The organism is Paenibacillus anaericanus (assembly GCF_003994475.1).
GTDB classification, from domain to species: Bacteria; Bacillota; Bacilli; order Paenibacillales; family Paenibacillaceae; genus Fontibacillus; species Fontibacillus anaericanus.
In genome coordinates, this window is sequence record NZ_RZNY01000004.1 from 147,116 (window position 1) to 160,178 (window position 13,063).

General features: G+C 43.6%; 11 protein-coding genes and 1 pseudogene. 1 reads left to right on the forward strand and 11 read right to left on the reverse strand.

Annotated features, from left to right (window positions below):
* Nucleotides 1-3: 3 nt before the first annotated feature.
* The 10 genes and pseudogenes from EJP82_RS06925 to EJP82_RS06970 form a co-directional block, all read right to left on the reverse strand.
* Nucleotides 4-825, reverse strand: a complete 822-nt coding sequence (locus EJP82_RS06925; protein ID WP_127191312.1) for a DUF427 domain-containing protein — start codon at nt 823-825, stop codon at nt 4-6.
* Between the two features lie 302 nt (nt 826-1,127).
* Complete coding sequence (locus EJP82_RS06930) at nt 1,128-2,657, reverse strand: HAL/PAL/TAL family ammonia-lyase (RefSeq protein ID WP_127191313.1); 1,530 nt, start codon at nt 2,655-2,657, stop codon at nt 1,128-1,130.
* Entirely contained in the window at nt 2,650-3,759 is a 1,110-nt protein-coding gene (locus EJP82_RS06935) for a thiohydantoin desulfurase (protein WP_127191456.1), read from the reverse strand. Before EJP82_RS06935 ends, EJP82_RS06930 begins: the two co-directional genes overlap by 8 nt.
* Nucleotides 3,752-5,422 carry a thiourocanate hydratase gene (locus EJP82_RS06940; protein ID WP_127191314.1) on the reverse strand — a complete coding sequence of 557 codons (1,671 nt, stop codon included), beginning with the start codon at nt 5,420-5,422 and terminating at the stop codon, nt 3,752-3,754. The genes EJP82_RS06935 and EJP82_RS06940 overlap by 8 nt, the downstream gene beginning before the upstream one ends.
* A gap of 9 nt (nt 5,423-5,431) precedes the next feature.
* Complete coding sequence (locus EJP82_RS06945) at nt 5,432-6,790, reverse strand: LLM class flavin-dependent oxidoreductase (RefSeq protein WP_127191315.1); 1,359 nt, start codon at nt 6,788-6,790, stop codon at nt 5,432-5,434.
* Nucleotides 6,791-6,812: 22 nt separating this feature from the next.
* A complete protein-coding gene (locus tag EJP82_RS06950; protein ID WP_127191316.1) occupies nt 6,813-7,748 on the reverse strand; it encodes an ABC transporter substrate-binding protein in 936 nt (311 codons plus the stop codon).
* Nucleotides 7,749-7,776: 28 nt separating this feature from the next.
* Nucleotides 7,777-8,427 carry an ABC transporter permease gene (locus EJP82_RS06955; protein WP_127191317.1) on the reverse strand — a complete coding sequence of 217 codons (651 nt, stop codon included), beginning with the start codon at nt 8,425-8,427 and terminating at the stop codon, nt 7,777-7,779.
* A gap of 48 nt (nt 8,428-8,475) precedes the next feature.
* A pseudogene (locus EJP82_RS06960) lies at nt 8,476-9,213 on the reverse strand (ABC transporter ATP-binding protein); the annotation flags it as partial.
* 255 nt (nt 9,214-9,468) lie between these two features.
* The gene (locus tag EJP82_RS06965) at nt 9,469-10,206 is read right to left on the reverse strand and encodes an IclR family transcriptional regulator (protein WP_127191319.1); all 738 of its coding nucleotides are present in this window, start codon (nt 10,204-10,206) and stop codon (nt 9,469-9,471) included.
* Nucleotides 10,207-10,359: 153 nt separating this feature from the next.
* Complete coding sequence (locus EJP82_RS06970; RefSeq protein WP_127191320.1) at nt 10,360-11,166, reverse strand: DUF427 domain-containing protein; 807 nt, start codon at nt 11,164-11,166, stop codon at nt 10,360-10,362.
* A 218-nt stretch (nt 11,167-11,384) separates the two neighbouring features.
* Between EJP82_RS06970 and EJP82_RS06975 the strand changes: the two genes are divergently transcribed.
* The gene (locus tag EJP82_RS06975) at nt 11,385-11,747 is read left to right on the forward strand and encodes an iron-sulfur cluster biosynthesis family protein (protein ID WP_342773675.1); all 363 of its coding nucleotides are present in this window, start codon (nt 11,385-11,387) and stop codon (nt 11,745-11,747) included.
* Nucleotides 11,748-11,872: 125 nt separating this feature from the next.
* On the opposite strand, the gene EJP82_RS06980 is transcribed toward EJP82_RS06975, so the two are convergent.
* Nucleotides 11,873-12,901: a LacI family DNA-binding transcriptional regulator gene (locus EJP82_RS06980; protein ID WP_127191322.1), complete on the reverse strand. Its 1,029-nt coding sequence runs from the start codon at nt 12,899-12,901 to the stop codon at nt 11,873-11,875.
* Between the last annotated feature and the right edge of the window lie 162 nt (nt 12,902-13,063).

The following is a 13,063-nucleotide window of genomic DNA, read 5'->3' on the forward strand; positions in this document are numbered from 1 at the left end:
TCATTATTTATCTCCAACCTTCTTGTATGGCAAACGGTCTTTACTTTGTAATGACCATTTCTCCCCATCGATATAGATGGCATCTACTTCTTCATTGTAAAAGCTTAGTCTACCCGCAATTTCATGAACCTCTGGTAGAGCTTCGGCATAACTCCAAACTACATCTCTATATTCTTTCCCACCCACTTGAATCGAATGATAGGAAGCCACGCCTTTATAAGGGCAACGAGTTATCGTATCTGACGGCACAAGATGATCGAAGTTAACATCCTCTTGTGGCAAATAGAACCGCGGAGTCAAGCCCGTTTCAAATAGGACTACGGATGAACGACTCTCCGCAATTACCCGCCCACCTACAACTACTTTAATATGCCTCGTGCTTGGAAGAGCATCGATTCTAGTATAGGGGTCCCTTGCATGAACATATATCTCCTCTTCCTCCTCGAACCATGCATCTGCCTTATTCCATACGAAGGAGACATACCCTGTAAGAATAGAACTAAGTTGAGGTGGGTTTAAATAACTCCAAGCCGCATTTTCCACAACCCGATCGCCAACTCTAATCGACCAATAGGTGGCTTCACCCTTATTAGAATCCTCTTTTCGATAATCCGATACTTCAAAGAGGTCACTTCGAACATCTTCTTTTGGAAAATAGTATACAGGCAGCTTTCCCGTCTCCGTTATAGATAGAACCCGTTTACTATCCGCAATATATACATCACCGAGTTTCACGCGAATCCATTTCGGACTTCGTTCAGCTCTAATCTGCCAGTCCTCACTATAATGATCTCTAAGATTCCATTGGGGATCATGATGAGCCATAGTAATCGCTCCTTAATTTAATTTGGTATATATAGCTCAATGTCAAAATCAGTGCTTGAAAAAATATAACGTAGATATAACCGCTCCGCGGACGGATTATCCTTACGATCGCTGTTGCCTCCAAATTTGTTTGAATATATCGCTATAGCGGTATAAATTTGGAGGCAAAGGCGAACGCTTCGCTTCTTCAGGACAATTCCGCCCTCTCCGCTATGATCTGCATATACTTTTTCTAATTACAAACAATGATTACAGTATTGAGCAGTAAATATAATAAACTTAAACTATTGAACCTCTTATACTTAATTCACTAACGAAACGCTCGAATCTCTCACTTTAGCTAACAACTTACCGCTTTTAAACAACTGGTAAGTTTGCTCGATATCTATGCTTAAATTTCGATCCTCCGCTAGAAACGGGACAACTGATCGAATGGATTCATAAGCAGCCTTTGTCCCTCTTCCAAGTTTTAATCCATTACGTAGATCAATGGCCTGCACTGCATGTAGAGCTTCAATTCCGATAATGTAATACAGTCGATCGATAATATCTCTTGTCTTTGCAACTACATAAGGCGAGTTCGCCGCATGATCTTCTATATCACCCGCTAATGAGAAATAATCCGCTGAAGCCGGATTAGACAAATGGCGAATTTCCGCATCTAGTGCTGTTATCGTCTTCTGGACTGTGCAGTAGCCAATGGATTTGTCCTCATCTGCCGTCAGAAACCGACTCAATCCTGTAAACGAAGGTGTCCCTAGTTTAATCGTCCGGTAACAGGCATTTTTGGACACATGATGTAGCGCACTTCCTAGCATTTCGAAGCCCAACGTCCAAGATACAGACTCAAAATTAGCGCAGGACAAAATCCTTTTCTCCTCAAGTAGCACACAGGGATTATCATCGGAACTATTCAGATGGATCTGGAGTTGCTCCTTCGTATAATGAAATGCATCATATGCAGCACCATGTATCTGACATCCACCACGGAAGCTCAGAGGATCTTGTAGAGAATCAGCTTGATTCGACTCCCATAGATCACTCTGTTCAAGAATATCTCTTACATGAGCTACACTTTTCAACTGTCCCTGATAAGGTCTCACTAGATGAACGGCTTCATCAAGCGGACTTACATTGCCGCGCAATGCTTCGAGTGATAGAGCATATACGATATCAGCGAGCTCGAGCAATTCTTCGCATGCATGCAGTGCTAGGGCACCCGTACCTGCTGAAAGTGCATTAGAGCTTACGATAGCAAGCCCATCCTTAGGCCCAAGTATGAGCGGCTTAAGTCCTTCCTTATCCATCGCACTCCCTGTAGTGAATCGCTCTCCGTTCACCTTCACCTCACCCTCGCCAATAAAGGCAAGCCCAATATGTGATAGGGTAGTGATATCTGCTGCTCCAACAGAACCTTTAAGCGGGAGTACCGGATGAATCCCAAGATTAAGGAATTCCATATATCGCTCTACTATCGCAGGTTGCACACCTGTACAACCTAGCAACAGTGAGTTCAATCTGACCAGCATGACGGCCCGCACTTCTTCTTCTGCCGCTTCCGCTCCAACCCCTGTCGAGTGTGACAAAATCAGATTACGATTAAATCGCTCGAAGAATTCCTTATCAATTACTTTATCTTTGTTCCAACCTACTCCACGGTTAAGACCGTATACAGGAACATCCTGATCTGCGAGTTCGAAGATCAGTTCACGGGACGCCCTTACCCTTGCCATAGCTTCTTCCGCAATTTGAATAGGTCTTCCCCCGTAAGCAACGGTGTACACATCTTGCACAGTCAGACTCCGTCCATCGAGTACGAGAACACTAGACATGGATCTTTTCCGCCTCGGGAAATGCCAGATTATACAACTCAATCCCTAATGCCTGTTCCACCTCTGGGTAGACCGAAGGATCCTTCACGCTAGAGCTTAGTGGAATAAGTGATCTATCGATGACGAATACGCCTATCTCCTGTCCTTCATAGATGTGCCCGACACTTACGGGCAAGCCCGTCTCTAGAGAAAAGGTTGTGATCACATCGGGGAAAGTGCTTAGCCTTACACTGTTCTGGTCCTCAACCGCCATATATTCATTCATCACATGAAGTATCAGTGAATTACCACCTGAAACTTCTACTTCAATCGTACCGATATCAAAGGCACCTGAATATTCCACGTTCTTGCTCACGACCTTGCCCCTCCCGATGATGGTGCCACCAGTTTTCTGGCAGATGGTCTCTAGAACATGGTCCGCTCCAAGAGGTTCTGCCTCTAGAATAGCGCGACCAAGCTCAATTGCCAGCGTTATACCGCCGATAGCTGCATGCTCTTTAATATATTTAGCTGGGAGTGGATGCCTCGCCGCTGCGATAAACCCACCGGCCATATCCGATGCCGTCCGCAGAATATTCGAGGTCCTAGCAGGAGTGCCCTTCGTAACGAGTTCAATATAGCTGCCATTCTCTGGTTTCCCACCGGCAACCGCTTGAATTGTCTCAAAATCGATACTTGAAGCTATTCCAAGTGACCCCATTTTCCCTGTCGGATGCGCACGGATGTCTCCCGTTGCATCAACTACGACCAATCCAAGTGCTGCGGCGGGTAGCCACCCATTAATCGTGCTAGACATCCCGTTCTGGGGTGTCATGACACCAACGACTTTCCCCTCATAGTGATCAATGATTAATTGAACTGCTTTAATATAATCCTTCCCAAGCATTTGCCACTGTGTCCCGGCGGGAGCACCAATTGCCGTACAGGTTATAATAATGGCGTCATCCGGCAATTCATCCACGGAGACGAGTTTCGGCTTGCCAAGTGTTATAGCTGCTCCACCAATTTCTAATCCATGCTCTACCCAGCCCCCGCCACCTGAAGCGAATACAGACCCCCCCTTAACAGCTGCTAGTACATCCTCTTTCGTTAATTCACGCATATAAGTTACCTCCGTAACGCTCCGTCGATATACGCCGGATTCCTGTTCTAGCAACTTCATCTAATGATTCCTCATACCCCGCATCAGCATAACGAAGCACGCCAAGTCCGGTGTCATTATGAAGAGCGATACGAATCCGCTCATCTGAGTTCTCCGTTCCATCCGCCACAATCGTGATTCCAGCACTTGTCATGTAACCGGCATATCCCCCGCCACCAGAGTGTATCGCTACTAGATCCGCCATCGATGAGCAACTCATCATGGCATTCAAGAGCGGCCAATCGGCAATCGCATCGCTTCCATCCTTCATTCGCTCCGTCATAATGTTCGGATGAGCCATGGCACCTGCATCCAGATGATCACGAGAGAATGCAATCGGACCTGATAACTTCCCCTCTCTAACCATTAGGTTAACGGCCAATGCCAATTTCGTCCGATCTCCGTGGCCGAACCAACCGATTCTAGCAGGTAGTCCTTCTATGGGTACATATTGATTAGCGAGTCTAATCCAGTTCGTGACGACATCATTATCACGGAACTCTTGCAGAATATAGTCATCAATGATTCGGATATCCTCGGGATTACCACTAAGAGCAATCCACCGAAATGGTCCAATGGCACGTGCGAAGAGTGGTCTAAGGAATGCTTCTGTGAAAATATCAATCTCAAAGGCATTTTCCACTCCATATTTAACAGCCTGCGTACGTAGGTTATTCCCATTATCAAAGACGACTGCACCCCGTTCCTTGAAAGCAAGCAAAGCACGAACCTCTTCAGCAATCGAAGCCCCGGCATCATCTTGTAATTTGGCTGGAGCTTTTTGACGAACCTCGACCACTTGGTCAAGCGTATACCCCTTAGGAACATATCCATAGAGCAAATCATGGGCAGAAGTCTGATCCGTCACAATATCAGGAATGATCCCTTTGCTTACTAGCTCTGGATAAACCTCAGCGGCATTACCTAGTAAACCAATTGATAGACTTCGACCATCGTGTATGGCTTCCGTAACCCACTCCAAGCCTTCGTCAAGGTCTTTCGTCTTTTGCTTCAAATAACCATTCGTAATCCGCTTGTCGATTCGTTCTTCCGATACTTCAACACATAGAATAACTGCATTCGCCATCGTTCCTGCTAACGGTTGTGCGCCGCCCATACCACCAAGACCCGCCGTCAGAATGAAACGCCCTCGCAAATCTCCACCGAAATGAATCCGAGCTATACTTTGAAAAATCTCATAAGTGCCTTGAATCACACCCTGCGACCCAATATATTGCCACGCTGCAGCCGTTAAGCCACCCCATATAATTAAGCCCTTCTCCTGTAAATCATAGAAATTCTCACTAGTTGCCCATTTCCCTACTAAATTACAGTTAGCCATCACAACTAAGGGGGCTTGTTTATGTGTCCGGAATATACCGATTGGTTTGCCCGATTGAATAACGAGTGTTTCATCTTCCTCCAACTGCTTAAGCGTATCTACAATCGCATGATAGGAAGGCCAATTTCTAGCTGCCTTACCTAGAGAGGCATAGACAATGAGTTCCTTCTGATTCTCCCCATTCTCCAAGACGTTCTCTAACATGCGCAGGAGTGCTTCTTGTCTCCAACCTTTACAACGAAGCGTGAGCCCTCTTGCTGCTGTAATTCTTTCCACATTCATCACCTCAGTTTAGCTTGTTTGAACAGTGCTATAACGATTAACGGGACGTGTTAGTCCTAGATGCTCACGAAGCGTGGTTCCTGTGTAGTCCTGCTTAAATAGTCCTCTTCGCTGCAATTCTGGGACAACCAGATCCACGAAGTCATCTAACCCACCTGGAAGGTGTGGGAACATAATATTGAAGCCATCTGCCGCGCCACTAACGAACCAGTCTTCCATTTGATCAGCAATTTGCGATGGTGTTCCCGCCACCCCACGTGAATTAATGCGTTTATACAATTGACGTATCGTCAAATTTTCACGTTCAAGTAATTGAATAATCCGGGCAAGATTGCTTTTACTTTGATTGAATCCTTCTAGCTGTGGAACAAAAGGAAGGGGTTCATCCAGCGGATATCCCGAGATGTCTTGACCAAGGTAATGAGAGAGCAGATCAAGTCCAAGCTTCTCAGGGGTCAAGTCTTCAACAATCGCCAACCGTTCGGCGGCTTCCTCTTCTGTCCTACCGATAATCGGCATAAACCCTGGCAATATCTTAAGCTCATCACGAGACCTGCCGTATTTAGCCAATCTCCCTTTAATATCCTCATATAACTGAACCCCGTCCTCCACGGTTCCAAATGGACCAAAGGCAGAACCTGGTGCAAATACTACCTCTGCTGATGCAGCTGCTAGCTCTTTCCCAGCCTCAGAAGCGCCTGCTTGAATAAGCACTGGATACCCTTGCGGTGGACGTGATACATTCAGCGGGCCACGAACAGAGAACTCACTCGTTTTGTAGTCAAGGTTGTGTAGTTTGTCTTTATCGGCAAAGTTACCTGACTCCTTATCAAAAAGAAGTGCATCATCTTCCCAACTATCCCATAACCCCTGAGTAACATCGACGAACTCACCCGCTCGTCCGTAACGGTTCTCATGCTCCAAATGCTTATCCTTACCGAAATTACGTGCTTCTTCATCCGTCTGTGAGGTAACGATGTTCCATCCCGCCCGGCCCCCACTCAAATGATCGAGTGTCGCTAGTTTACGCGCGATATGGTACGGTTCGTTATAGGTAGTCGACACCGTTGCCGCGAGTCCAATTTTCTCTGTAACGACAGAAAGCGTCGAGAGTAAAGTAAAAGGCTCAGGACGGATACTGTTAGATTGGACAATACCGGACTCAAAGCGATCCCACACATATAGTTCATCCGCATAGAAGAACATATCGAACTTGCCTCGTTCCGCTGTTTGTACGATATGTTTATAGTAATTAAAATCAAGCAACCCAGCAGCATCCGATTCCGGATGCCGCCAGCTTGAAATATGTTCGCCTGCGGGGAAATACATCATTGCTCCAAGTGTCATTTGTCTATTATTGTTTCCCATTATGTTTCTCCCCTTCGTCTTATTACTTAATAAGGCCTTCGTTCTTCAACCATTCTCTAGCTACATCTATCGCCGGTCTTTGCTTCTGTTCTACTTCACCATTCAGTTTTTGCATTTCAACGTCATCAATTTTACCAGCCAACTTGTTAATAATATCTTTCAACTCAGGATGCTTCTTAAGTGTTTCTTCACGGATAACAGGAATCGCAAAGTATGGAACAAACACATGTTTGTCATCTTCTAAAACGATAAAATTGCTAATTGGAATTTTGCTATCCGTTGTATAAACATCGGTCACATCGATCAAACCTTGTTCAATAGCTTTGTAGCCAAGTGCATTATTCTGAATCGTTTTGATTTCTTTAAATTTAGGATCATAGACCTTCTGCACAAGCGGCCATGTATCTTCACGTTTCAGAAACTCTTGGCTTGTGCCAAATATAAGTTCCCCAGCGTTCGCAGCTAGTTCGGATGTTGTCTTGATGTTCAATTTCTCCGCAATCTCTTTGCGTAAGACGAGTGCATACGTATCGTTAAATCCGATTTGCTCAAGAACTTCGACTTGATTCTTTTCTTTCAATTTCTCTTTTACAATTTCGTATGCTTTCTGAGGATCATACTCCGGCTTCTCTTTAAGAATATTGAGTAGAGCGGTTCCCGTGTATTCCACATAGGTATCAACATCGCCCGCTTTAATCGCTTCCCATAGCAGATTGTTATCCAGTGTAGTAATTTTAGTTGAGAGCTTCGTGTCATTCTCAATTAATAAGGCTATAGCATTTGCCAAAATATCTGATTCAGCAAAACCTTTAGTCGCTACAGTAATGGTATCGCTAGATGATGCTGATTTGCCGCAACCCGTCATAGCCAACACCAATACTAGAGATAGTCCTGCGATGATAGAACTGCGTAACCAAGCGCCAGGGCGAATCGTTGTGATCTTTTTAAATAAATTCATGAATAATTTCCCCTCTCCTCATTTACCTTTAGTTTTTTGTATGTTGACGCAAGCCTTTCGGCGTTAATACCCGATTGAGTCCTAGCAGAAGAACATTAACAATAATGACTAATAAAGAGACGGGTACAGCACCTTCCAGAATCGTTGTCGTATTAATCATCGAGATCCCGCGAGTAATGATGTCACCAAGTCCGCCGGCAGCAATATAAGTAGCAATAGTGGCTAAACTAATGGTTTGTACCGCGACCAGCCTAACACCCGCCATGATAATACTGCGAGCGATCGGGAGCTGTACCATCCATAAAATCTGCCAACGGGTCATCCCCATCCCGGTTCCCGCTTCAATGAGCGCTGGATTCACACCACTAATTCCTACGTAAGTATTTTGAAGAATGGGCAGTAACGCATACAGGGTAAGTGCGATAATTGCAGGCTTTGTACCAATACCAAGGATCGGAATCATGAATCCGAATAAAGCAAGACTAGGAATCGTCTGAATAACTGATACGGTTGTAATGACTGTATTCGCAAGTCGTTTATAGGCAGTAAGTACAATGCCAACGGGTATGGCGATCACACAGGCGATTAGCACGGAAATGAGCGATAAATTGATGTGTTCACCCGTCTTTTCAAGTATCAGCGGCCAATCCGCTTGAATGGTATTCCAAAATTGATCCATATGAAGCAGCTCCTATTCGCCCAAGAATTAAATGCTATATTGATTGAAACGCTCTACCCCGAGAAATTCACGCACAAAATCATTCGCTGGTTTATCAAGGAGTTCTGCTGGTGAACCGGTTTGAATGATCTGTCCATCCTTTAGTAACACGATCTGATCGGCTATTTTCAGTGCTTCATCAATATCATGCGTAACGAAAACAATGGTTTTCTTAACCCGTTCGTTTAGATTAATTAACTCCTTCTGGAGTTGAATGCGGCTGATGGGATCTAAAGCACTAAATGGTTCATCCATCAAAATGATCGAAGGATTCGCAGCAAGCGCACGTGCAACTCCGATTCTTTGCTGCTGACCTCCGCTTAACTCATGAGGATAACGGGAACGGAATTGCTCTGGACTGAGTCCGATTAATTGCAGCAGTTCCTCTGTACGTGCAAGTAGCGCTTTTTTCTTCTCTCCCTTAAGTCTCGGAACAATCGATATATTCTGCTCTATCGTCATGTGCGGAAATAACCCGATTTGTTGAATGACATAGCCGATATCTCGTCTTAACTCAACAGGATCTAGACCACTTACATTTTTCCCTTCGACTAGCACGGTACCGTCCTCTGGCTCAATTAATCGATTTATCATTTTAAGTAGGGTTGTTTTCCCACAACCAGAAGGTCCAATGATCGTTACGATTTTTCCGCTCTGTATGATGAGGTCAAAGTTCTGCAACACATATCCTGAACCATAGTTCTTTGAAACCTGTTTGAATTCCACTGCTGCTGCATGATCACTCATCACAATCACTCTTCTCCTGAATAATTTAACTGACTATGCACATGTTTTTAGTATGAATTTATGACAAAAAAAGGCCTCATTTCCCTCGTTCAAGGAAAATGAGACCTCCATTTGTTTGGTCAGCCTCGTTTATTATTAACATTCGATAATTTAATATTGTAATGTAATATTATAGTGTGGGTTTTCTTTTGTCAATCATTATTTATGAGTAAACCTATCGGAATTAACTTCATACAATTTCCTCTTAATCCCTAGTCATGATCTACCTAGTTTATGTGACAATTGGTTAGCGGCAGCCACTACATAACCCGATATTTCTTGATCATAATCTGCGTTACATTTGAAATTTGGCCCAGCGATCGATAAACTAGCAACAACTAATCCATGCGCATCAAGCACAGGTGCAGCAACGGCAAAAATATCTGGATCCACTTCCCCGTGTGTAAAGCTGTAACCTCGATCCCGGATAGCCTTACATTCTTCAGTTAGAACACGTTGTTCCTCGGAAGTCTCAAGGGTATCTACAACCCGTTGAATGAATCGTTCATTCTCATAAGCAAGGATACACTTCCCTGATCCCCCTGAATTCAAAGGCAGTACTCTGCCATTCTCAACAGCAAATTGAAGAAGGCCTTGGCTGCGCACATTTTGTATACAGACACAATTCATTCCTGAACGGACGAACAAAACCGATGTTTCTCGCGTTTGCCTTGTTAATTGCTCCATAATAGGCAACGCTAGCGGTAATAACTCACGATGAGCTTGATGGCTTAAGCTTCTAGCCAAATCTAATATACGCATGCCTAGGCCAATTTGACTCTTCCCTTTCCGCTCCACAATCCCGTTCTGTTCCAGCGTTTGAATGAACCGATAGGTCGTGCTTTCTGGAATAGATACCTTCTCAGCGATTTCACTGACTGACAATGTATCATTGGCTTCAGACAGAGCAAACAATATGTCAAGCGCTCTGCTCAGCGTTTGTGTTCCATTCATAATGTATGTACCCTCCAATTAAAACTTTAGTATAACCATATATAACATGAAGTGTTCTCTTATAAACACGATATATTCTAAGTAATTTTGTTCAAATAAAAAAAAGACCTCCTGTGTTCAGGTCAGCCATACTTCATTCATATTCTGCTTATACTATGCTGTAACTGTCGGGATCTTAATCTCATTCGCATTAAAGAAATCCAGAGCGGAACGATACCAGGAGATTTCCCCTTCTTTTACGCCATCGATGTAGGTTTCAACACGCTCATTATAAAATGAAAGATATTCTTTAATGTTCGGAATCTCAGGGATAGGATTCAAGTAGCTCCATACGATATTCTCGTGGATTTTTTCATTTACAGTCGCCGACCAATAAGAAGCCGTTCCTTTATACGGGCAACTTGTTTGAAGTGTAGTTTCGCTTAGAAGATCTTGCCTTACATCTTCCTTCGGCAAGTAGTAACGTACAGGTACACCTGTTTCAAATACAATGACAGGACGATTGCTCTCTGCGACGGTTACACCATCAATAACAACTAGAATATGGCGCGAACTCCGCAGCGCATCCACACGTTTGTAAGGATCACGGGCGTGAACAAAGATCTCTTCTTCCTCTTCAAACCAAGCATCCACCTGATCCCAATAGAATGAATAGTATCCTTTGATGGCCTCACTCCCCGCTATCGGATTCTGATAACTCCAGATTGCGTTCTCAGCCACTCGGTCACCAACCTTGATACTCCAATACGATGCCGTCCCTTTAAGTCCACATTCAGTAGAGTGATCGGATTCGACAAATAGATCTTTGCGAACATCTGATTCAGGAAAGTAGTACACCGGAAGATGACCTCTCTCATGGAGCGTAATGACGTTCTTACTGTCGGCAATCGTTTCTCCACCGAATTTCACATGCACTCTTCTTGGATTTAAATCTGCTTGAAGATTCTTCTTGTTAGACATTCAATTCCTCCTCCTTCAAAATGATATCTCAAATACAAGTAATGAATTATCGCATTCAGATAATAGCACGACAAATTACATTATTCAATATATATTACCAACTTATCCAATAAGAATAATAAAATATTATCTGTGCTTACGATCATACACCTTTTTTCAATGTGTTGTATAATTAAATTTCAAAGTAAAAACTACTCTAGAAGGGGCGAGAAATACAGATGAAAATTCAGATTGGCTCTTTGGCGAAGGAAAGATTAGTGGAAAGCTTGGGAAATCGACCTGGATTTTTCAAACTATTTTATGATACTGAAGGCTGTGGTTGTAACGGAGTGATCGTTATTCTGATTACGGATAAGCCCGATCAGTTCGATATAGAAATCGAAACAAACTTGGTTCCTTTTCTAGTCGACCCTAAACAGCAACACAACCTTGATGAGACCATGCGCCTTGAAGCTGAAGAGAATTACCCTGCCTTTAAATTGAGTAGTGACTCTAATCTCTTGAGTAGTAATATTCGCATCAGAGACATCCGCGGTGACAACCATACTTTGAATAACACAACAGAATGTCTAATCAAATAAGGCACAAAGCCAAAATCAGTGATTGACAGAACCTATTGTGGGAAGCAGCATTATGTTTTGGAAGATGTTACCCTCACTGTTAAAGGAGGATTTCCTGAATGGACATCAGAAGGCGAAATCCTCCTTTAAAGGTGAACGCTATTACGGGTAATGGAAACACTCGATTCTCGAACAATAAGGCGGGGTTCCAACTGTACTCTTTCATATTCTCCCACCTTGTTCTCCAGAATCCGATTCAAGAGTAGTTGCGTAGCCACGCGTGCCACCTCGCTCCCCATAATGGAGACAGAACTAATCTGAGGGGTTGTTAATGTAGTCCACAAATTGTTGTCAATCCCAACAACAGCGACATCCTCTGGAACAGAAACCCCCAGTTCCTTAAATCGATTTACAATCCCGATCGCAACCATATCGTTCACCGCATAAATAGCATCCGGCATATCCTTTAGACTGTAGAAGTAATCGGCTGCTTTAACCCCCGTTTGAATGGAGAAATCCTCACCAAAATAGACCAAGGAGACGTCTAAGTGTTTGACGGATTGCTCGTACGCGAAATATCGATCTTCAATGACCTCTTTCTGCGCTCCGGCATAAGCAATTCGGGTTCTGCCGATATGTTGTAAGTGCTCCATCACGATCTTACCTTCCATTCTGGATAGACTTACGATGTCTGCCTTCACTTCATCTCCCAATCTCTTACCATAGTTAATAACGGAGACAGGAACACTGGATTTATTGATGAATTCCACGATGGTTTTCGGGTACGCTAGTGGCATGATAATGAGTCCATCTACATGTAATTTCTTAATTTCTCGAATCGTCTCCAGTTCCATTCTGGCATTTCCAGAGGTATTAATTTGAATCACACGATAATTAAATTGTTTGGCAACTTGTTCCACGGACCAAGCAATATCAGGAATAATCGCATTGCGAATATCAGGAACCGCGAGGGCAATTTGTTTGGTATGACGTACTTTCAAACTTTGAGCCGAAGTGTTTGGGGTAAATCCCATCTCTTCGATCACTTGAAGTACTAGTGTTTTTGTCTTGGCACTAATTCCACCTGTTTCATTAAGGGCTCTAGATACGGTAGCGATACCTACCCCAGCCCGTTTTGCAACATCTTCGATCGTAACCTTCTTCTTGTTAGGCACAATTAACGTCCTCTCCTAATCGGAATCGTTTCCATATTGAATCTTAAATTTGAAGGATATTTATTATTGACATCATACCACAATTTTATAGCAAGTTGTAGGCATTCTCTCTTTTCTACTCTATAAACCCAGTGTTAGTGAAGGTTTTCACTATATTAAATA

What these genes read in the sequence shown, in the direction of transcription:
- EJP82_RS06930 (WP_127191313.1), bottom strand. Translation starts at nt 2,657, where the DNA reads ATGTCTAGTGTTCTCGTACTCGATGGACGGAGTCTGACTGTGCAAGAT.
- EJP82_RS06965 (WP_127191319.1), bottom strand. Translation starts at nt 10,206, where the DNA reads ATGAATGGAACACAAACGCTGAGCAGAGCGCTTGACATATTGTTTGCT.
- EJP82_RS06940 (WP_127191314.1), bottom strand. Translation starts at nt 5,422, where the DNA reads ATGAATGTGGAAAGAATTACAGCAGCAAGAGGGCTCACGCTTCGTTGT.
- EJP82_RS06925 (WP_127191312.1), bottom strand. Translation starts at nt 825, where the DNA reads ATGGCTCATCATGATCCCCAATGGAATCTTAGAGATCATTATAGTGAG.
- EJP82_RS06950 (WP_127191316.1), bottom strand. Translation starts at nt 7,748, where the DNA reads ATGAATTTATTTAAAAAGATCACAACGATTCGCCCTGGCGCTTGGTTA.
- EJP82_RS06955 (WP_127191317.1), bottom strand. Translation starts at nt 8,427, where the DNA reads ATGGATCAATTTTGGAATACCATTCAAGCGGATTGGCCGCTGATACTT.
- EJP82_RS06975 (WP_342773675.1), top strand. Translation starts at nt 11,385, where the DNA reads ATGAAAATTCAGATTGGCTCTTTGGCGAAGGAAAGATTAGTGGAAAGC.
- EJP82_RS06935 (WP_127191456.1), bottom strand. Translation starts at nt 3,759, where the DNA reads ATGCGTGAATTAACGAAAGAGGATGTACTAGCAGCTGTTAAGGGGGGG.
- EJP82_RS06970 (WP_127191320.1), bottom strand. Translation starts at nt 11,166, where the DNA reads ATGTCTAACAAGAAGAATCTTCAAGCAGATTTAAATCCAAGAAGAGTG.
- EJP82_RS06945 (WP_127191315.1), bottom strand. Translation starts at nt 6,790, where the DNA reads ATGGGAAACAATAATAGACAAATGACACTTGGAGCAATGATGTATTTC.